Here is a 20,054-nt window from a genome sequence, read left to right on the forward strand (position 1 = left end):
CGCCGGCCGCGGTCACCGGCCACCCTTCGCGAGGTAGTCCTGACCGTCGTAGTGCACGTCCAGGGTTGCGATCACGCCGCCGTGGAAGGTGAAAAACTCGGCAAACCGGACCCTGCCGGCGGGCATCTCGGCGTCGTACAGGACGGCGGACCCGTGCTCGCTATGCACCTCGCGGACCAGGTCGATGCTTCGAACGGTCGCAATGAAGCCCTTCACGCCGTGGAGGAACCCGTCCGTGGCATGGGGAATGTGGCCCGCGAGGGAGCCGGTGAAATCGAGGTGGTCCGAGAGCAGTACGCGGAGCCTCTGCCCCTCATCAAAGGCGTCGATTCCTGCGACCAGGACGCGGTAGTACTCCTGGAGTGTTGCCGGCGCGGACGCCGAGACGGTGCTGGCCACGGAGCTCTCCCTCGCTGGTAAACGTGTCTTCGAAGATGGCGTGCTGGCCTCTTATTGTCAAGGACTTCTAACGGTGACCGGGTCGCTTTGCCCAGCGGGCGGAGGTCCTCGGGCCGGATGGGGTAGGTCAGGAGCCGCAGCCCAGCACCACCCCAGGCAAGCGCCCCGACGGCCGGCAGCGCCGCCGACAGTGCGGGAAAGCCTTCGAGTCCGAGCCCCACCACGATGATCCCGCTGGCCATGGTGAGGGCGAAGTATCCCGGAGTGAGGGTCTGCACCCTCTGGGAGAAGCGGGAGCCGAAGGAATTCCGGCCGGCGATGGCAGTGGGCATGGCACCAGGCTAAGGGCTTGCCGAATTCACCCTTGCGGCTCCTCGCAACCAACGTCGCGGAGCGCCAGCACCGCCTGGACCAACGCGGCGTGGGTCAGGGCCTGGGGGTAGTTCCCGAGCAGGGCACCGGTGCCCTGCTCGGCTTCCTCGCTGAACAGGCCCAGCGGGCCCCCGACCACGAGCAGCGCTTCGAAGAGTTCCTCAGCTTCCGCCACCCTTCCCGTAAGGGCGAGGGCTTGCGCCAGCCAGAAGGAGCAGGGCAGGAAAGCGCCCTCGTCCCCGGGCAGCCCGTCCTGGCCGGGCGGGTAGCGGTAGAGGAAGGGGTAGCCGGCGGACAGCTCCGCCCGGACGGCATCCACCGTGCCCCGGAGCCGCGCCGAGCCTGGCGACTCGAAACCGGTCACCGGCAGGATCAGCAGGGCCGAGTCCAGATCACCGGAGCCATAGGACCGGGTGTACGTGTTCCTGGCCGGGTCGAATCCCCGGGCCCGGATGTCCGCGGCGAGGGCACTTCTCGCGGTTTCCCAGCGGCGCCGCCGCCGCATGCTGATCCGGTGGGTCTCAGCGATCCGCAGCGCCCGGTCCAGGGCCAGCCAGCCCATGACCTTGGAATGCACGTGCTGCGCGGGGTCGTCGCGGATCTCCCAGATGCCGGCGTCCGGTTCCGGCCACCGCCGCGCCACGAGATCCGTGAAGCCCGGCATTGCCCGCCACGTTTCCGAGTTGAGCCGGTGCCCCTGCGCCACGAGGTTCCACGCTGCGTCCAGGACCCAGCCGTAGCCGTCGAGCTGGTGCTGGTGGGCGGCCCCGTTGCCCGTCCGCACCGGAACGCTGCCCGCGTACCCCGGCCAGTTCGCCAGGGTGCGCTCGCGGGGGACATGCCCGCCGGTCAGCGTGAGCAGGGCCGGCAGCCGGGGCCGCTGCAGCCTGCTGGCATGCAGGAGCCAGTTCAGGAAGTTCAGGGCCTCCCCGTCCTTGCCCAGGGCGAGGAACGCGGCAATACCGATGCTGGCGTCCCGCGGCCAGGCGAACCGGTAATCCCAGTTCCGGATCCCGCCGGGGTCCTCCGGCAGGGACGTCGTGGGGGCCGCCACCGGCGCGCCCGACGGCGAGTACGTCAACAGCTTCAACGTCAGCAGGCTCCGCAGGACCGCCTCGCGAAACGGGACGTCCCCGCTGATGCCCGATGCCCAGTCCCGCCAGCGGGCTTCGTCCGCGTCCACCAGGTCCCACGCGGTCCCGGGGTCCACCCAGACCAGCGGCTCCGCGTAGGCCAAAGCGAGCACCAGCACCACGGGATGCCCGGGCACGACGGTGACTGCCGCCGTCGTCCCCGGTTCCACCCGCAGTCCGCCGCTGCAGCCCAGCGACATGGCCAGGGCGCCCCAGTCGCAGACCAGGTGCTGCCCCTGCCGGATGCGCGGGCGGAGGTGGCGCTCGCCGAAGCGCGGGTCAAAGACGACGGCGGCCTGTGCCGGTGCGCCCGCCGCCGCCAGCCGCCGGATCAGGAGAGTGGTGGGCAGCAGCTGGCCCGAGACTTCCCCGATCATCGCCTCGGTGAGGGTCAGTGTGCCGCCGTCCGTGGCCCAGACCGTCTCGAGCGTAGCGGTGTGCGGCCGGTACCGGCGGATGAGCTGTTGTGCGGACACGGCGGGGCCGGCGCGGAAGGTGCCTGCGTCCGCGCCGCCGAGCAGGGCGCCGAACACGGGGTCGCCGTCGAAGGTGGGGGCGCAGAGCCAGTCAATGCCGCCGTCGGCCGAGACCAGGGCGGCCGTGCGGGTGTCGCCGAGCAGCCCGTAGCCGGCGAGGGCGGGGGAGGGTGCCACTGGCTTCAAGGTGCTTCACCTTCTCTCGCCGGCTCGGTCAGCGGACCGTGAGGAGCAGCCCGAGCAGCGAGCCGTAGACCAGGTGCGCCGCCACGGCCACCGCCGGCGTCTGGATGCCGTAGTTCAGGCCCAGCAGGCCGGGCGGTTCGAGGGCCGCGCGGCTGGCCGGGCCGGCCCGGGTGCTGGCCATCCGGGGGTGGATGCCGGGCAGCAACGGCAGGACGATGGTCAGCGCCACGGTGACGTGCAGGAGACCCAGCAGCGCGCCGATCCACCAGGTGGCCCTGCCCAGCAGCGCGAAGACCGCCGCGTAACCGAGGGCGAAAACCTGTCCGGCCGCGAGGTGGATGAAGAACCCTGCAATCCGGGCCTTGTCCGGATCCGGGGTGACGAGGCTGCCCAGGACCAGGGGCAGGTCCAGCCGGGTCCAGCCGGCCATCTGGCAGGCGATCATCACCGCGGTCAGGGCGGTGGTGGCCAGCAGCCCGAACAGCGCCCAGCCAGACCAGTCCATCTCAACCGCCGACCCGGTGCTGCTGACGGGTGCGGGACGTTTTGGTTGCCTTCATGATGCACCTTCTAAAGCCGGATTCTCCAATGTAGAGTTCGCGAAGAGCAACGGGCAAGGGCCGCTTGTCACCGGGGCTCAAGCCGGCTCTCGGCGACTCAGCGCTCCTCTGCAGTTTCGAGATGTGCCTTCAGTGCGGACCAGATTCGTTGCTCCTGCCGGCGTCCCAGGGCTGCGATCAGCGGGGCCGTGAGCTTCAGCAGTCCTTTCGGCCGGACGTCCCAGGTCCACGTCATCCGGGTTCCGGCAGCTTCCAGTGCAAAGGTCAGGACCCCGCTGATGTCTGCTGAGTCCATCCGGGTCACTGAGCCAAGCCGTTCCGGTGGGGCGTACTCGGTGACCTCGAGCTCCAAGGGTGTGGCCCGCGTGCCCGAGGTCAGGACAGCGCGCCACCGTGTGCCAACACCGATCGGTCCCGGAGTGAGCTTCGCGACGCTGCGCATTTGCGGGTTGTAGGCCGGCTCGTTCCGCTCGTCCGCGACGAAGCCGAAGACTTCCTCGATCGGGCGCCGGATGAGGATGGTGCCACTGAACCTTGTCATGTTTTCGCTGTTCTCGCGGAGTCCGTCGTGGCCGCCGGCTGCCCTCCCGGTTGAACGCGACCTGCCAGCCGAAGGAGGGAGACACCCACGACGGCGAACCACACCCAGAGCAGCGGCCCGTACACGGCGTAGAGGGCGGGCACTGCGAAGCGCAGGGCCTCGCTGGCGAGGCCAAGTGCGCCGGTGACGATCCCAAGCCAGCCGGTCCAGTGCGGCAAAGCGCCCCGGCGCAGGGGCAGCGAGATCAGCAGGAGTCCCAGCGGGGTGAGCGCACCGGCGAGGGAGACCGTGTTGTTTTCAGCCACAAGGGCCTCCGCCGCGGCGATGAAGACCGACTGCGCGGCGGGATCCGCCGCTGCAGCGTACTGGTCGCTGAGGTACACGAGCGAGAGGGTACCTTCGCTCGTCACCGGAACGGCAAGAAGTGCGGTCCAGGATGCGCCGCCGACCGCGAAGCCCAGGAGCGCGAGGCTGGGGTTGGCCGGAAGAAGAGCGACCAGGAGCGCGACGAAGACGATGAGCCCGAACAGCGAGGGCACGAGCCAGAGGATCTGCTGGGCAATATAGGAGGCCCTGTGGTTGCCGATGAACCGCAGCGTCGCCTCGCCCCCGGACACCGGAGGGGGATCCGTGGCGTAAAGCGCGAGGGCTGCCAGCCCAAAAAGGACGAACAGGATCCCCGCGGCACCGCCGACCCGATACAGGGGGCCCCACGCCGCGGTTTTGGGCCACAAGTACGCTGACATGCCCCTATGATGGGCCCGGAGCCGCCGTCGCCACAGTGCCGAACGACTCCGCGTTGCGGGTCGCCGGCCTGCACATGGGCGATTGATGCGGGGAACGTGCTGGAGGCCGGGCAGGGCATGGCCGCGCATGTCCACAGCTCAAGGCTGGGGTACCTGACCCGGTTCTCACCCGGCGGGCCACCCTCAGCGTAGCTGCGGGCCCGTCCGGCTGAGCCGGTTGGCGTTCAGGTTCGCGGAGCTGAGCTGCTCCAGCGCCCAATCCCAGCGGATCAGTTCTTGTTCCAACCGGACGGACGTGCCGAACCGGTTCCGGCCCAGCGCGGCGTAGAGCGCCGACTCCTCAGCCGTCAGCCTGCTCAGCGCGGCCCGGGAAGGCGCCGGCTCGGTGCCCCAGGCATCGCGGTGCGCCAGCAGCGTTTCCTCGTCCATCATGACGCTCACCACCTGAGGGTGCACCGCCCGGAGCTGGTCCAGGATCCGGAAGCCGTGGGTGTCCAGGTCACCCCAGTACCAGACCTCGCAGTTGCGGAGCCACCCGGCATCGCGCAGAGACGAGAACCCGTAGCCGCCGCCGTAAAGGGCCAGGGTGCCCGGGGCCTCCGGGAGGGCGAGGAAGTTCACCAGGTTTTCGGTGACAAGAACGCACCGGACCGGCAGGTTCAGGGTACTGAACGCCTCGGCGGTGACCGTCAGGTCCCGCACCTTGCCCAGCAGAGGCATGCCGGGGTCCAGCGCCCGGAACCGGACGAGCTCGGGCGGGTGCAGGAAACCGTGCCGCGCGGCGAAGCGGGCCGCCGGTGTCCGGGCCGTTAGCCCGCCCAGCAAGGACCCGGGTTCCGCGGGCCTCTCCGGAAGGATGTCATCGTCCGCCCGGGCGCCGGCTTCCGCGACGGCATACTGAGCCGGCACGGCCTGCAGCTCCGCGGCCATCTCATCAATGACTTTTCGGTGCGTCTCGACGAATTTGGTGTGCACCCCGGGCAGGCTGAGCTGCCGCACGAAGACGCCGGGATCCGGGTTGTCCCGCAGCCACACGGCCACCCGGGCCGCAGTCAGCGCGTCGCCGCCGAGTTCAAGCAGCCGCAGCGGCCGTTTCAGCGCCCAGGCCCGAAAGGCAGGCTCCAGCGCCGACAACCCCTCGGCGAGCCCGCGGAACCGCGCCGCCTCCTTCGATCTTCCAACAAACGCAATGTCATCCTCCGCGGAAGCAAACACCGCCGCGGCCGGCAGCAGGTTGGACCCGATGGTGGTGCGGCCCACCTCCGCCGTCTCCAGGGTGAAATGGCCCGCCGCCCCAAACAATTCAGCCGCCCAAGCCCGGGACGCCGCGTAGTCACTCCGGAGGGTGGCCGCCGTCGGGCGTTTCAGCGGGCGGCGGCGCGGATACACGCCGCCGGGTTCCAGCAGTTCGCGCAGCAGCGCCCCGCTGTCCCAGGCCTTTTGCGACTGGGCGCGGAGCATCGCCAGCGTGGTCCAGCCCTGGGCCCGCACCGCCGAGGATTCACCCGGCACGCCGGTCCCGTTCGTCCCGGTATTCCTGGATGGTCATGTTCCGCAGCTGGGAATCGTCGCCGCGAACGTTCGCCACGAAGCCGACATGGGCCACGAAGGGTTCGATCACGTGGATCTTCTGCAGCGGAGTGACGATCAACAGCTGGAGCTTCATCCGCTGGAACAGCTCCAGGCCGTACCGCGCGGACTCATCGGACCCCCGGCCGAAGGCCTCATCAATGACGACGAACCGGAAGCTGCGGCCGGCAGCAGGATTCTTGCCGGCGCTCTTTCCCGGCCCCTGTCCGGACCCGAGCCCGAACTGGAACGCCAGCGCCGCGGCGAGGATGGTGTAGGCCAGCTTCTCCTTCTGCCCGCCGGACTTTCCGCCCGAGTCGGTGAAGTGCTCAAACTCCTCCCCGGTCTCCGTCCACTTCTCCGAGGCGGAAAAGGTGAACCAGTTCCGCACATCCGTGACCTTGGCCGTCCACCGCTCGTCCAGCGCGGTGTAGCCGTCCCGGCCCCGGAACCGCTCGATCAGCCGCGCCACCTGCAGGTACTTCTGCTCCGAGTACTGCTCCTCGTCGCCGATGGTGCCCTCCGAACAGGCCCGCAGGTCCATGCCGAACTGGCGGACATCCAGGTCCGTGGTGTTCTGGTGCTCCAGCTGGATGTGCCGGCCGGGGTTGTACTCAATCCCGGCCAGGGAGAGGTTGATTTCGCCGATCCGGTTCACGATGTCCTGCCGGCGGCTGTCCAGGAAGGCGTTGAAGGCCACCACCTCGTGGATGGTGTTCTGGTTCAGCGAGTCCTTGAAATGGGCTTCGAAGCGGGGCAGATCGTTGCTGGCCAGCTGCTCCAGGAGCCGGTTGTAGTCCCCGGCGGCCTCAAGGGCGGCGTCGATCTCGGTGGTCTCGGTGGGGTATTTGTTCCGGAAGTCGGCCATCAGCCGCACCGTGGTCTCCGCTGTGCGGGCGATCCGTTTGACCAGCGCGTCGATAATGTCCGTCAGCCCGGCACGGACGGTGCTTTCCACCGCCGCGGTGTTCTTGTACGTCAGCGGTTTGTCCCCGAGCGCAGCGGCAGCGAGCGCTGCGACGGCGGCCAGCACCCCGGCGTCGTCCGTCACAGGCTGCTCGGCGAGCACGGCAGCGCATTCCTCGACCGCCGCGGCGATCTCCTTCGCCGCTTCCTCATTGGCGCCGATCCGGCGCTGGAGCTTGTCCGCCTGGTCCTCCAGGCGCCCCAGCCGCCCGGCCATCTCCTGCTCCCGGGCCGCGAGCTGCTGCAGGACATCGCTGGCGGACTCGAGCGCGCTTTTCTCCGTTTTGAGGTCCTCGATCCGGCGGGCGGTGAGCTGCCAGCTGATCTCGGCGAAATCCGTCACGGACCGGACCGTGCCGAGCTGCTGGTTCTGCCGGCCGAGCGCCCCGAGGTAGTGGTCCACCTTCCCGAGCCGGTCTTTGTTGCCCTGCAGCTGGCCGCGGACCTCGTCCTGCTCGGCGAGGAAGCGGGTGACCTTGTCCTGGTTGTCCCAGCCGAGCACATAGTTGCGCCGGTCCGCCAGGTCCCTGCGGTCGTCCTTCTCGTGCCGGCCGCGGCCGCCCTTGAGCTGGCCGTTGAGGGTCAGCGCCTTGGGGTGCCGGCGGAAGTCCGCCAGGTTCGAGCAGCAGAAGTAATCGAACCGGCTGCTGAGTTCGTCCAGGAGGAAGTCCCGGAAGGGGGTGCCCTGCTTGATGGCGATCTTGGCCGCCAGCGTTCCCGGCTCGGCTGCCCGGGGCGAGTGCGGGTCGCCGATCTTCAGGTACACCAGCCGGCCCTTCAGGTTGTTGGTGTCCACCCACGTGCTCACGGCCGGGTAATGCTCGGCGGGGACCAGCAGGGAGAGCGCGAAGCCGTGGAGGGTCCGTTCCGCGGCGCCCTCCCACTCGGCTTCCCCGTCGCGGACCCGCAGCAGTTCCCCGGCGTACGGCAGCGCGTTGTCCGGGATTCCAGTGCCCTCACACAGCCGGCGGCGGAGCTCCAACTGGGGGCGCGGCAGCAGGTTGGGCCGGGACTGCAGGCTGGTCAGTTCCGCGCTGATCTCCGCGGCGCGCTCGGTGAGCGTGGTCCGCTCGATGGTCAGGGCGGTACGGCTTTCCTGCAGCCCGCGGGAGTTCTCGCCGAGCTCCGCCTCCACCGCGGGAAGGCGGGCGCGGTTGGCGTCGAACAGCACCCGGTCCTCGGCGGCCGGCAGGCCCAGGCCGGCGGCGGCGGCCGTGTAGTTCTCGAAGCGCTGCCGCTGGGTGCGGGATTCCCCGGTGAGGCGCGTGACCTCGGCATCAATGGCGGCCAGCCGGCCGCCGCCGTTGCTGCGGATGTCCTCCTTGACCCCGGAGAGATCGTGGCGCAGCGCGGTGATGGACGTGGAGAGTTTGCTGCCGTCCTCCCGCAGCCGGACCCCGGTGTCCGCCAGCTCCGCCTGGTGTTCCAGGCTCAGCGCCAGCTTCCGGTCCGTGAACCAGGGGTGCAGCTGGTCCCGCTGTGCCCGGGCGAGCTCGTCCTCACGGCTCAGGGCGGCGTGCTGGGCCGAGCCGTCCCGGATGGGCGTCAGCAGGCCGATCTGGTCCTTGGCCCGCAGCACGGCGTCGTGGGCCTTTTTCAGGTCATCGAAGTGGTGGATGAGGTTTTTGATCCGCGCCTCGACGTCGTCTTCCTCCAGCATGTTGGTGCGCACGAAGGAGGTGATGTTCTCCACCTGCTTCATGGAGACGGTGCGGTGGAACAGCTCCATGGCCTGGTTCCCGCCGATGCCGAACTGCCGCTTGAACGCCGCCGCGTAGGGGTCGAAGGAGTCATGGACGCTCACACCCGCGGCGCGGAGCTTCTTTTTCAGTTTCGCCGGGTCCTGGCCGAAGTTCGCAAAGTCCGCTGCGATGGACTGGTCCGTCTCGGCGAGGGAATAAAAGCGGTTGGGCTGGCCGGCCTCCTGCATCGCCCAGAGCGTGACGGCCAGGGTGACCGACTTGCCCAGCACCGCGTTGTGGAAGACGCCGAGGACCACGGTCAGGGTTCCCGTCCCGCGCAGGGCCACCGGTTTGGAGTATTCACCCCCGGCGCTGCGGGTGCTCTTGTGGAAGCCCCGGACGTAGGACATCAGGGTGCGTTCCTTCTTCTGCGCACCGGCGGCCTTGTTGTACTCGATTTTGTGGGCCGGCAACAGCAGAGTGGTGATCGCGTCCACGACGGTGGATTTACCCGAGCCGATGTCGCCGGTGAGCAGGCTGTTGGCGCCGTCCAGCCGGAACGTGCGGATCCCCTGATGGAAGGTGCCCCAGTTCAGCAGCTCCAGGCGGTGCAGCCGGTACCCGGGGGGAGTGCCGGCGTCGTCCGTGGTGTCCGGGCCGGGTTCGTCCAGACTGAAGAGGCTGTCCTGCAGGTCGATATTGGTGGTCATTTGCTGTCCCCTTCCGTGACCCCGGCGCCTGTGCCGGTGAGCGATGAGCGGTAGTCCGCCAGCCGCGCGTCGAACTCCTCCAGCCACTGCGCGTCCACGTAGGCCTTCAGGATGCGGGCCACCTCATAGGTGCCCGCCTGTCCGCGCAGTTTCCGCAGGAAACCCAGCTCCACCACCTTCTTGATGTTGGCGCCGAGCTGGTCCAGGATGCGGGCCTCGTTGCTGGATTCGGGCAGGAACACCGAGACCATGTCCGCTATTTCCTGCTCGGTCATGATCAGGCGCAGCTCGCTGGAGTTGGTGTCAAACTCCAGCATCCGGCCGCGCAGCAGGGCCAGGAGCAGGCTCACGTTGAAGGTCAGCTGCCGCCGCGGGATCAGCCGGGGGAGGGTGCCGTCCGGGTCCTCCCGGGACTTCAGGAACGCGTACCCCTCGGATTCGTCCAGGATCAGGTCCAGCCCCAGCACGGACACGTAGTCGCGGACCTGGGAGGTCAGGGCAAGCAGCGACTGCCAGATCTTCTCGTCCGTTTCGGCGTAGACCACGCCCTTGAACAGCCGGGTGACGACGCCGGGAAGCTCCTCCGGCGTCCGGGTGTCGGAGGTTCTGGCGTCCGGTGCTCCGGCGGGGTTCATGCGGGCCTTCCAAAGATGATCTGGTCGATGGTCGCCTCGCGGATGCTTCCATCCGGCAGGGACCAGGACAATTGTTGCGTGGCCTCGGGGTTGATGCTGGCCCACTCCGATTCGGTGGCGAGCTGGTAGTAGGCGACGATCTCGGCGAGGCCCTGCTGCAGCGGGTGGGCGCGGGTGATGTCCGCGAGGGTCGCCTGCTCCGCCTCGGCCAGGACGGCGTCGATGCTGGATTTGAGCCGCTGCGGATCGACGTGGAACTGGTTGAACAGGGCGCCGGCGTCCACGTCCGTGTCGTCGGCGGCCACGACGTCGTCGTCCACCATTACCTTCCGGCTGGGCTCATAGAGGGGCCGTTCGAAGGGCAGCGCCACCTCCACGGACGGCGCGGCGATGTGCAGGAAGGTCCCCGACGGCGGCGCCTCCCGGGTGCCCAGCGCGCCGGATTCGACGCTGCGGATCAGCTGCATGATGCGTTTGTTTTCCAGGAACACCTTGTCATCGAGCAGCCGGCGCATCTGCTGGGACAGCTGGCGGACCGTCGCCTGGGTCTGTTCGACGGCGGGCAGCCAGTCCTGGTGGAGGTTGGTGACGGCCTGGAGGTTTTCGGTGCCGGACAGTGCCTCGATCAAGGTGGCGCGCTGCAGCAGGTCCTTGAGTTCGGTGCGCAGCTGCGGGGACATCAGGTAGTCCCAGAAGCCCTGGAACGTCCGGCCCTGCAGCGAGCTGCTGATGTCCTGCTGGTTGGCGAAGATGGACTCCAGGAGCTCGCCCTGGGACCCGTCCCAGGTGGCGATCTGTTCGCGCACCTGGCGGTCCAGTTTCCGGAAGTTCTGCTCGACCTCCCGGAAGTCCGAGAGCAGGTCCTTGGCCAGGGACGTCAGCTGCTGGAAGTGATCCAGGGCCTCCGGAGCGGTCATCACCCTGATGTTGCCGTCCCTGATCCGCTGCATCTCCGCGTCGATGCCGTCCCGCTGGCGCTGGAGTTCCGCCAGCCGGACTTCCGGGTCCGTCTCCGACTGCTGGACGAGGGCCTTGAGGACGGCGAAAATGCTGGTCAGCCGCGACTGGGTGGCGACGAAATCCCGGCCGCGCAGGCTTTCCACCCAGTGCACGACGTCCTCGGCCGCGGCGGTGAGGTCGTAGCGTGGTTCGTCCTGGCCGGGCACGTAGTACTTGCGCAGCCAGGCGCGCTCCGGGGCGGCCCAGTCGTCCAGGTACTCCGCGGCCGGGCGGGGGAACTTGTCCTCGCCGTAGACATCGCGCAGGCCGAAGAGGACGTCGTCGAGGTGGTCGATGAGGTCCTGGCGGCCGATGTCCCGCTGGTTGGGGCCGGTGAAGGCCTTCATGAAGAAGGAGATGGCCAAGGGGGCGTTCTGTGCGCGCAGCAGCGACCACCCGGCGTGGTTTTCGCGCAGCGAGGTAATTGCGTAGTAGTCCATCGTGTCCTTGATGCGGCGGGTGGGGGGTCAGGGCCTCAAGTACATGCGATCACAAACATCCGGTGGAGGAGAGGCCGACATTCCCATTTTAGGTCGGACTGTTGAGGCGCGGGGTGGATGCTGGGCCGGTGTCGGGTTGGATGCAGGGCGGGTGTCGGGTGGCTAGGATCGGGGCTATGGGGACATCAGAGGACATGTTCGAAGGGGAGCCCGCCGAATTGCCGGCACCCATGCCGCGCGGTACGGCGCTGTACCGGCCAGGACCAGGCCCGGCCGTGGTCCGGCATGTGAGGGGTTATGCGCCGTTCGTTGACTTCTGCGCTGACCAGGGAGCCCGGCCCGGGGAACTGGCCGCCGACCCTGAACAGCTCATCCGGTTCCTGCGCACGTCCGGCCCGGAGCTTGCGGGCGATGGCACGCTCGGCGAAGCGGCGGCCATCTTCGCCGGGAACACCATCGCCCGGATGCGGGCTGACGCGCAGTGGACCGCATACGAAGCGGCCCCTCCTCTGGTGGGAAACCGGAACAAACAGTTCGAGGTCGGCCGCCTGGTCGATCGACTGCGCGACGCCGACGACGCTGCGGTCCAAGGGCTCGTGGCCGTGCTGCTGGACTGGGCCCGGGACGAGCCGGAGGAGCCACCGCAAATGCCGCCCCTCCCGGTACCCCCGGAGTCCGGGCAACCGCGCTATGTCCGGCCGGCTCTTCCCACGGAGACCTACTACACCCGCGAGGGCGAGCTCATACCGTACGGCCGGCACTGGGGCGCCGGCGGGCCGGACCCGGACTCGTACAGCGTGGACAGCCACCCCGAGCGTTTCGCCGGCCTCCACGCAGTCGCCCGTGCCCTGATCGACCATCTCACGGCCGTGTACGACGTCGACGTCCAGGACGATCCGGTCCTCGCCGAGGAGTTGCTGATGCGGGGCGGGGAGGTACTGCAGGCGGTCAAGCTCACCCCTCGCGACTCCGGAGCGGCCTCCCTGACCTTTATGTTGACCGGATATCCGGGAGTCATGGTGCACGCCGGGGTGCTGCACGACTTCCCGTTCCCGTCCTGCGGCTGCGATGCCTGTGACGAGACGGTTGAGACAGTGGCGGACCGGCTGGAGATGCTGGTGCTCACGGTCGCGGCCGGCGGCTACAGCGAACGGTATCCGGTGGGCCGCCAACGCTGGAGCGAATACGCTTTGACCGCGGTGGACGGCTCCGGCTCCGAAAGCGGCCGCGGCGAACCCGGCCCCTTAACCGCCGCCCGGCTTCACGATGCTGAACTCCGGTTGCGGGAGGCGGCCGGCGGATGGAGTCCTTGGCAGCTGCGCGGGAACTGACGCGCGCTTCGTGTGGCCTGCCCGAACGCCCAACCAGCGGAACTAGCCTTTCTTTCGGGCCCCCAGAATGCAGAACTCGTTGCCTTCCGGATCCTCAAGTACAGTCCACGGCTGCTCACCTTGACCAACATTGACTCTGCGGGCACCAAGGGAAACCATCCGCTCGACCTCGGCCGCTGGATGGTCCGGGCGGAAATCGAGGTGCAGGCGATTCTTCGTCACCTTCGAATCCGCCACCGGCACAAAGACCAACCCTGGCAACCGGTTCGGTGCAGAGCGAATTTCGAACTCATCGTCAGCTTCGAAGGTCACAACCCAACCCAGAGCATTCGCCCACCACCGTCCGAGTTCGGCCGGCCGCGCCGAGTCAACAACTACCTGTTCCCATTCAAGACTCATGCGTTCCACCCTAATGAGCCGGACCACGGCACGGTCAAGAATCCCCGAGCGTGCACTGGCAGCCCTCGCCGCCATGGTCCCACCCCCACCGCTCCAAGAAATACTCCGAACAGCTTCGCATGCCCAAGATAGTGCCGATTGCCGGCTGGCTTTTCCTCGGCGTGGGTCTTCTCCTGGGACCGGTCGCCTTCTCCCTGGATGACGCCTCGGGCCGACGAGGTGGCTTTCCGCAGCCTGCTGGGCAAGGAACACCTACTTCCGTCCCATGACATCGCCGAATACCGGCCGCGGGGACCGGACCCCAAGCGCCAACCTAGGCCCCCGACGTCGTACCCCAGGCGCCGCGGGGAGGCGTGGACCCCAGGCCCAATGTAACGAACTGGTAACATTGAGTGGATGCGCTCCAAGTCAGGTCAAACCCGAGTCACGCAACTGGATGGCCTCCGGGGCATCGCAGCCCTGGTGGTGGTTGCCTGCCACGTCCTCTCCACCCTGCCGGGAATCGGCAGCGTTGTGGAAGGCGACCGTTCCGCAGGACTCTCCACAGCGGGGGAGTGGGCTGTCTTCTCGCCGCTGCACATCCTCTGGAACGGCACCCCGGCGGTGCACGTCTTTTTCGTGCTCTCCGGCTTTGTCCTGGTGCTGCCGTTCACCCGGCCGGGAGCCACGGGCTGGGGGCAGTATTACGCCAAGCGCTTCTTCCGCCTCTATCTGCCGGCCTGGGCGTCCCTGATGGTGGCGGTGGCGCTGATTTTGCTCATTCCCCGCACGGCGTCGCCCCTGCAGAGCCCGTGGGCGGACATGTATGTGGTTGATCCCACGGTGGGGCAGGTGCTCAGGGACGCGTCGCTGATGCTGAACGCCAGCACCATCAACACGCCGTTGTGGTCGCTCAAATGGGAGGTGGCATTCTCGCTCCTGCTCCCCGCCTATGTTTTTCTCGCCCTCCGCTGGCGGCGGGTCTGGTACCTGAAGATCGGCGTGGCGCTGCTGCTGGCTTTTGTGGGAGCGGTACAGGACATTGAGTGGCTGTCCTATCTTCCGATCTTCGCCATCGGCGCCGTCCTCGGCGTCGAGCGGGCGCGGATCGGTGAGCTGACCCGGCGCTGGCCCCGCTTCGTCTGGTTCTTCGTGGCCGCGGCAGGCTTGTTCCTGGCCAACGCGGAATGGATCAGCCCCGAGAAGCCGATCACCGGCGTCCGCGCCGTCGTCACCGTTGGTGCGATGCTGCTGGTCCTGGTGTTTGTGTTCTGTGCATCGGCTGCGTGCCTCGGCAATACCGCCATCGCGCAGTGGCTGGGGCGCGTCTCCTTCAGCCTCTACCTGGTGCACCTGCCGATCATCCTGGCCGGCGTCACATTGCTGCGATCGGTCTCGCTTCCGCTGGCGCTCGCGGTCTCCGTGGCCGCCTCGCTGGTGATCGCCGAGCTGTTCTTCCGCTACGTGGAGCAGCCCTCCCACCGGCTGTCGATGGCAGCAGGCCGGGCCGTGGGCCGCCGGGGCCGCCGCGACGCCGCCCCGGCGGGTGCAGTCACGGCCGCCCCGGCGGGCGCGGCCACTGCGCATCACGCGGGCCCGGCCACTCCGCACCACACAGCGCCGTCTGCGGCTGTCCGGGCGCGCACCCCCGTGGGGGCCAGCCGTCAGTAGGCCCCGGCTCCGGCCTCGGCGACCTCCTGGTCCTGTTCAATGGTTCCGGTGGACACCCCGATTGCGCCCATGATCCGGCCGTCACGCACCAGCGGGATGCCGCCGGGGAACACCACCAACCGCCCGCCGTGGGCGTCGCTCAGCCCGTGAATGGGCCCGTGCGGCCGGGTAACTTCCTGCAGATCGCCGGTCTCGCACTGGAAGGCAATGGACGTGTAGGCCTTGTTGATCGCGATGGTGATGGAGCCGATGTTGGCGCCGTCCATCCGGGCGTGGGCTTTGAGGTTGCCGCCCGCGTCCACCACGGCGATGTCCATGGGCTGGCCGATCTCCTCGGCCTTCTTCGCGGCGGCGTCAATGATCTGCTGGGCTTCCTCGAGGGTGATGGTTTCCAGGACGGTTCCGTCAGCCATGGCTGTGCTCCAATTCGGTGGGGGATAGTGGGCCCACTCAAACACGCCACCGGCGCCCGCAACAGGTGGGGATGACCCCCAAGTCCACCTACGGGTTTCCCCCCGTACCCGGGACGGCAAAGCTCCCCTAGCGTGGGGGTTAGCCAACCTAGGAGGTTTCCCGTGAGTGTTGTGCCCCTGAAGGAAATAGTTGATCCGGCCTTTTCCGCCCGCTACGGCGTGCCAGCCATCAACATTTTCAACGACCTGACCATGGAGGCGGTCCTGGCCGCCGCCGAGGACGCGAACTCCCCGGTCATCCTGCAGACCTCGGTCAAAACCGTCCGCAGCATCGGCTCCCGGCAGCTTTTCGACATGTGGCAGTCCCTGACCCGCGGTATTCACGTTCCGGTCACCCTGCACCTGGACCACTGCCCGGACCGGGACGTGGTCACCGAATGCCTCAAGGCCGGCTGGAACTCCGTGCTCTTTGACGCCTCCAACCTGCCGGTGGCGGAAAACCAGCGCCAGACCATCGAAGTGGTGGCCGAGGCCCGCCGGTACGGCGCCCAGGTGGAAGGCGAGATCGAGGCGATCACCGGCGTCGAGGACGACCACGGCTCGGACAGCGTCGCCGCGCAGCAGAGCCTGGAAACGGCCCTGGACTTCATCGACGCCACCGGCATCGACGTCTTCGCCCCCTCGATCGGCAACGCGCACGGTTCCTACAAAGCCGCCCCCGTGCTCGACGTCGGCCGCGTCACCGAAATCGTTCAGGCCCGCAACATCCCCATCGCCCTGCACGGCGGATCCGGACTGAGCCCGGAACAGTTCGCGGACCTGATCGCCCGGGGCTGCGCGAAGGTCAACATCTCCACCGCGCTGAAGGAAACCTATATGCAGTCCTCCCTGGCCTTCCTCAAACAGGCGGAAGAAAACAACAAGTGGGATCCGCCGTCGCTGTTCAAGCACACCCGCGCCGACATCCTGACCATGGTCACCGACCTGACGCACCAGTTCGGCAGCGCCGGCAAGGGTGGCCGCTGATGCCGGCGTTGATTTTCGACTGCGACGGCGTCCTCGCCGACACCGAACAGCACGGCCACCTGCCGGCCTTCAACCGGACCTTCGCCGAGTTCAACGTCCCGGTGCAGTGGAGCGTGGCGGAGTACGCGGAGAAGGTCAAAATCGGCGGCGGCAAGGAACGGATGCGCAGCATCCTCACCCCCGAGCTCGCAGCCTCCCTCGGCCTCACCGACGACGCCGCCGTGGACGCTGCCATCCTTTCCTGGCACCAGCGCAAAACTGCCGTCTACAAGGAGCTGGTGGCAGCCGGTGTGATGCCCGCCCGGCCCGGGATCGCCCGGATCGCGCAGGAAGCGCACGACGCCGGGTGGACCCTCGCGGTGGCCTCCACCTCCGCGGAACCCGCCGTCCGCGCCGTTCTCACGCACGCCGTCGGCGGGGAGCTCGCGGCGCACTTCACCGTATTCGCCGGCGACATCGTCCCGGCGAAGAAGCCCGCCCCGGACATCTACCTGCTGGCCCTGCACGAACTGCATCTGGATCCGGAGGACGCAGTGGTGGTCGAGGACAGCGCCAACGGCCTCCGCGCCGCCCTCGGCGCCGGGCTCCGCACCCTGGTCACCGTCAGCGGCTTCACCCGGGAAGAGGACTTCACCGGCGCGGCCCTCGTGGTCAGCTCCCTCGGCGAACCCGAAGACGCCGGCGGTGAGTCCGCCGACGTGCTCGCCAACCCGGCCGGCGTCGACGTCCCCGGCGCCGTGACGCTGGCGACGCTGCAGGCCATCCTTGCCCAGCCCCGGCCCGGCACCGAGACCCCACCTGCCCCTTCGACCCCGACGGAGACCCCATGACCGCCACCGACCTCGCCGACGTCGAGTACGTCGTCCACACCCTCGCGCAGACCGCCGTCGACAACGAAAAGGAGTTCGGCGACCTCGACGCCGTGGTGGGTGACGGTGATCTCGGCTATTCCCTGGCCCGCGGCTTCGAAAAGGTCCTGCAGGACTGGGAGGGCTTCAAACGCGACGACGCCGCCACCTTCCTGCAGCAGATCGCCCTGGCCATCTCTTCCCGGATCGGCGGAACCTCCGGCCCGCTCTGGGGAACCGCATTCCTGCGCGCCTCCACCGCTGCCAAGACCGTGGACGTGATCGACGGCGCCGCCGCCGTCGCGATGCTCCGTTCCGCCGCGGAGGGCATCATGGCCCGCGGCAACGCGAGCCTGGGGGATAAGACCCTGCTGGATGCGCTGGTTCCGGCCACGGATGAACTGGAACGCCAGCTGGCTGCCGGTGCCGGACCGGCCGAGTGCCGGGCGGCGTTCGCCAAGACCATCCGCGAATGCGCGGACGCCACCAGCACGCTGCGGGCCATGCGCGGGCGGGCCAGTTACAGCGGGGAACGCAGCATCGGCTCCCCGGACGCCGGCGCCGTCGCGATCGCCATCATCACCGAACGCATCACCGCGGGCTGGGACCGGCGCTGACGCCTGACCCCTTTTTTGTTTGACCATTCCTGACCATCACAACGACGTGGAGACCACATGAAAAAGTTCCTTAACGACCCCAAACAGTTCGTTCCGGAGATGCTTGAAGGCCTGGCCCTCGCCAACCCCGACACCCTGAAATACGTCCCCGAATACAACCTGATCATGCGCGCCGACGGCCCGGACCAAAACAAGGTTTCCATCGTCCAGGGCTCCGGCTCCGGCCACGAACCCGCGCACGTGATGATCGTGGGCAAGGGCATGCTCGACGCCGCCTGCCCGGGCGACGTCTTCGCGGCCCCGCCGTTTGACTACGTCTACGAGACCACCAAGATGATGGCCTCGCCCAAGGGTGTGCTGCTGCTGGTGAACAATTACACCGGCGACAAAATGGTCTTTGACATGGCCCAGGAGATGTCCGCCGCCGAGGGCATCAACGTCAAGACCCTTTTCATCAACGACGACGTCTCCGTGGAGGATTCCACCTACACGATCGGCCGGCGCGGGGTGGCCGGGAACTTCTTCGTCATCAAGGCCGTCGCCGCTGCGGCCGAGCGCGGCGCGGACCTGGATGAGGTCATCCGGATCGGCGAGAAGGTCAACTCCGTCACCCGCAGCATGGGCGTCGCGCTGACCGCCTGCACCCCGCCGGCAAAGGGCAGCCCCCTGTTCGAACTCGGCCCGGACGAGATCGAGATCGGTGTGGGCATCCACGGCGAGCCGGGCCGCCGCCGGGCCGCCATGATGAGCGCGAACGAGATCGTCGAGGAGATGCTCGTCCCGATCGTCAAGGACCTGCCGTTCGGCGACGGCGACCGCGTGGCGCTGATGATCAACGGCCTCGGCGGCACCCCCATCAGCGAGCTCTACCTCCTGTACGGCCAGGCCCACAAGCGCCTCGCCGAGCAGGGCATCAGCGTCGGACGCAGCTACGTCGGCGAATACTGCACCTCCCTGGACATGGCCGGGGCGTCCATCACCCTGGTCAAGCTCGACGACGAGATCGAGTCGCTGCTGCGGGACCCGGCTGAGATTCCGATCCGGGTTTTCTGATTCCGGAGGCTCCCGGGACCCTTTGGAAACTGCGTACGACGGCGGAGCCGGTCACCTTAGGGGGCCGGCTCCGCCGTCGTACCTGACGGAGGCGGCCCCGCAGCCTGGCCGGTACCGGAGCTCCCGGACCCCTTGAAGAGCCGGCCCCTTGAAAAGATCCAAGCCAGCGTGATGTGATCGATCCCGGCGGCATCATGACCGCCCGCATCATCGAAGTGCTCATCCCGTCTGGCTCCGCCTCCGGGGCGTACCTGGCTCCGGTCTTAAACGTCTGCTGATGAAAGGCCCCCTCACGATGAAAGCTGTTCAGATCCCATCGCGTGGAACGTCCATGGAAGTTGCCGAGCGCGACGTCCCGGAGGTCCCGCGCGGTCACGTGCTGATCAAGGTGGCCGCCAACGGCATCTGCCACAGTGACGCCATGGCGGCGGGCATGGCCTCCTCCTACCCGCGCATTCCCGGCCACGAGGTGGCCGGCACCATCGAGACTGTGGGGGAGGGCGTCACACACTGGACCCCCGGCCAGCGCGTGGGCGTGGGCTGGTTTGGCGGCGCGTGCTTTGAATGCGATTCATGCCGGCGCGGTGACTTCATCAATTGCCAGGCCGGGAAAACCACCGGGCTGACCAGCGACGGCGGCTGCGCCGAGTACCTGGTGGCCCCGTCGGACGCCGTCGCCGCGGTCCCCTACGCGCTCACCTTCGCGGAGGCCGCACCGCTGATGTGTGCCGGAGTCACAACGTTCAACGGGCTCCGTCACAGCGGCGCACGCCCGGGGGACCTCGTCGCCGTGCTGGGACTCGGCGGTCTGGGCCACCTGGGCGTCCAGTTCGCGGCCAAAATGGGTTACGAAACCGTCGCCATTGCGCGGGGAGCCGAGAAGGAACAGTTTGCCCGTGAGCTCGGGGCGCACCACTACATCGACAGCACCAGCGCGAACGTGGCGACGGAGCTCAAGCGGCTGGGCGGCGCCACGGTGGTGCTGGCCACCGTGACCGATGCCCAGGCCATGTCGGTCACCATTCCCGGACTGGCACCCCGCGGCCGGCTGGTGGTCCTGGGCGTCCCCACCAATGCCCTCGCCGTCAGCGCGGCCAACCTTGTTATGGGGAGCAGTTCCGTCGCAGGGCACGCCTCCGGTACCGCCAAAGACTCCGAGGACACCCTCCGCTTCGCCGCGCTGACCGGCGTCCGGCCCGTGATCGAGACGTACCCGCTGGAACGCGCTGCCGAAGGATACGAGCGCATGATGTCCGGGAAGGCACGCTTCCGCGTCGTACTGACCACCGAGTGAAGCCGGCAC

Annotated in this window: 18 protein-coding genes; 7 read left to right on the forward strand and 11 right to left on the reverse strand. The window is 68.2% G+C overall.

The window, feature by feature from the left end:
* Nucleotides 1-12 precede the first annotated feature (12 nt).
* From VUN84_04020 to VUN84_04060, 9 genes are all read right to left on the reverse strand, one after another.
* Nucleotides 13-399 (reverse strand): hypothetical protein, encoded by a 387-nt coding sequence (locus tag VUN84_04020; GenBank protein XAS64851.1) that lies wholly within the window; start codon nt 397-399, stop codon nt 13-15.
* A 358-nt stretch (nt 400-757) separates the two neighbouring features.
* Nucleotides 758-2,557 carry a glycoside hydrolase family 15 protein gene (locus VUN84_04025; protein XAS64852.1) on the reverse strand — a complete coding sequence of 600 codons (1,800 nt, stop codon included), beginning with the start codon at nt 2,555-2,557 and terminating at the stop codon, nt 758-760.
* Nucleotides 2,558-2,594: 37 nt separating this feature from the next.
* Nucleotides 2,595-3,071 (reverse strand): hypothetical protein, encoded by a 477-nt coding sequence (locus tag VUN84_04030; protein XAS64853.1) that lies wholly within the window; start codon nt 3,069-3,071, stop codon nt 2,595-2,597.
* A 152-nt stretch (nt 3,072-3,223) separates the two neighbouring features.
* A complete protein-coding gene (locus VUN84_04035; GenBank protein ID XAS64854.1) occupies nt 3,224-3,667 on the reverse strand; it encodes an SRPBCC family protein in 444 nt (147 codons plus the stop codon).
* On the reverse strand, nt 3,664-4,413 hold the full coding sequence (locus VUN84_04040; protein XAS64855.1) for a DUF4386 family protein: 750 nt from the start codon (nt 4,411-4,413) through the stop codon (nt 3,664-3,666). The genes VUN84_04035 and VUN84_04040 overlap by 4 nt, the downstream gene beginning before the upstream one ends.
* 183 nt (nt 4,414-4,596) lie before the next feature.
* Nucleotides 4,597-5,925, reverse strand: a complete 1,329-nt coding sequence (locus tag VUN84_04045) for a Wadjet anti-phage system protein JetD domain-containing protein (GenBank protein XAS64856.1) — start codon at nt 5,923-5,925, stop codon at nt 4,597-4,599.
* Nucleotides 5,915-9,340, reverse strand: a complete 3,426-nt coding sequence (locus tag VUN84_04050; GenBank protein ID XAS64857.1) for an ATP-binding protein — start codon at nt 9,338-9,340, stop codon at nt 5,915-5,917. The genes VUN84_04045 and VUN84_04050 overlap by 11 nt, the downstream gene beginning before the upstream one ends.
* Nucleotides 9,337-9,975 carry a DUF4194 domain-containing protein gene (locus tag VUN84_04055; GenBank protein XAS64858.1) on the reverse strand — a complete coding sequence of 213 codons (639 nt, stop codon included), beginning with the start codon at nt 9,973-9,975 and terminating at the stop codon, nt 9,337-9,339. Before VUN84_04055 ends, VUN84_04050 begins: the two co-directional genes overlap by 4 nt.
* The gene (locus tag VUN84_04060; protein XAS64859.1) at nt 9,972-11,414 is read right to left on the reverse strand and encodes a DUF3375 domain-containing protein; all 1,443 of its coding nucleotides are present in this window, start codon (nt 11,412-11,414) and stop codon (nt 9,972-9,974) included. Before VUN84_04060 ends, VUN84_04055 begins: the two co-directional genes overlap by 4 nt.
* A 176-nt stretch (nt 11,415-11,590) precedes the next feature.
* Between VUN84_04060 and VUN84_04065 the strand changes: the two genes are divergently transcribed.
* Nucleotides 11,591-12,745, forward strand: coding sequence for a DUF6226 family protein (locus tag VUN84_04065; protein ID XAS64860.1), 1,155 nt, complete (start codon nt 11,591-11,593; stop codon nt 12,743-12,745).
* Nucleotides 12,746-12,787: 42 nt separating this feature from the next.
* Here VUN84_04065 and VUN84_04070 read toward each other — a convergent pair whose 3' ends face one another.
* Complete coding sequence (locus VUN84_04070) at nt 12,788-13,144, reverse strand: VOC family protein (protein ID XAS64861.1); 357 nt, start codon at nt 13,142-13,144, stop codon at nt 12,788-12,790.
* 396 nt (nt 13,145-13,540) lie between these two features.
* On the opposite strand from VUN84_04070, the gene VUN84_04075 reads away from it, so the two are divergent.
* Entirely contained in the window at nt 13,541-14,794 is a 1,254-nt protein-coding gene (locus VUN84_04075; protein XAS64862.1) for an acyltransferase, read from the forward strand.
* Here VUN84_04075 and VUN84_04080 read toward each other — a convergent pair.
* A complete protein-coding gene (locus VUN84_04080) occupies nt 14,788-15,207 on the reverse strand; it encodes a heme-binding protein (GenBank protein XAS64863.1) in 420 nt (139 codons plus the stop codon). The two genes, VUN84_04075 and VUN84_04080, sit on opposite strands and share 7 nt — an antisense overlap.
* Nucleotides 15,208-15,369: 162 nt before the next feature.
* On the opposite strand from VUN84_04080, the gene VUN84_04085 reads away from it, so the two are divergent.
* From VUN84_04085 to VUN84_04105, 5 genes are all read left to right on the forward strand, one after another.
* The gene (locus tag VUN84_04085) at nt 15,370-16,233 is read left to right on the forward strand and encodes a class II fructose-bisphosphate aldolase (GenBank protein ID XAS64864.1); all 864 of its coding nucleotides are present in this window, start codon (nt 15,370-15,372) and stop codon (nt 16,231-16,233) included.
* Nucleotides 16,233-17,063, forward strand: coding sequence for an HAD-IA family hydrolase (locus tag VUN84_04090; protein XAS64865.1), 831 nt, complete (start codon nt 16,233-16,235; stop codon nt 17,061-17,063). Before VUN84_04085 ends, VUN84_04090 begins: the two co-directional genes overlap by 1 nt.
* Entirely contained in the window at nt 17,060-17,698 is a 639-nt protein-coding gene (dhaL, locus tag VUN84_04095; protein ID XAS64866.1) for a dihydroxyacetone kinase subunit DhaL, read from the forward strand. Before VUN84_04090 ends, dhaL begins: the two co-directional genes overlap by 4 nt.
* A gap of 57 nt (nt 17,699-17,755) precedes the next feature.
* Complete coding sequence (gene dhaK / locus VUN84_04100; protein ID XAS64867.1) at nt 17,756-18,751, forward strand: dihydroxyacetone kinase subunit DhaK; 996 nt, start codon at nt 17,756-17,758, stop codon at nt 18,749-18,751.
* A gap of 331 nt (nt 18,752-19,082) precedes the next feature.
* Entirely contained in the window at nt 19,083-20,045 is a 963-nt protein-coding gene (locus VUN84_04105) for an alcohol dehydrogenase catalytic domain-containing protein (GenBank protein ID XAS64868.1), read from the forward strand.
* The last annotated feature ends 9 nt before the right edge of the window (nt 20,046-20,054 follow it).

This window comes from Micrococcaceae bacterium Sec5.8 (assembly GCA_039636775.1).
Classification (GTDB): Bacteria; Actinomycetota; Actinomycetes; order Actinomycetales; family Micrococcaceae; genus Arthrobacter.